The organism is Undibacterium sp. MH2W, assembly GCF_049340215.1.
Classification (GTDB): Bacteria; Pseudomonadota; Gammaproteobacteria; order Burkholderiales; family Burkholderiaceae_D; genus Undibacterium.
In genome coordinates, this window is the sequence record NZ_JBMPPA010000030.1 from 1 (window position 1) to 323 (window position 323).

The window sequence follows — 323 nt, forward strand, 5'->3', positions numbered from 1 at the left end:
CCGTTGTAGGTACCACTTTGGCTATTACCGATAATATTAACTGCGGTAGTGACAGCGTTGATCGTTGCTTTGTTATTTAACGATGCATTACTTAACGAAGGCAATACATAGTTCGACGCCAAACCAGTGCCATCAGCTAAACCAGTAATGCCACTGACATAGTTACTGCCGTTGGCGGCAACGTTAGCATTGTTTGCTACTGCCGTTCCTGTGTAATTCAGTGTTTGGCCATTGACCCCGGTGATGTTGACCTGACCTGACGTTAAGCTCGTTGTACTATCGTAGGTCTTGGTGGCATTGATCGTCGCGATCGCACGATCAAT

General features: G+C 46.4%; 1 protein-coding gene. It reads right to left on the minus strand.

Features of this window, described 5'->3' with window-relative positions:
• Positions 1-323 (minus strand): hypothetical protein (locus ACO0K2_RS19725; RefSeq protein ID WP_423021768.1); only part of this gene is annotated, 323 nt, incomplete at both ends.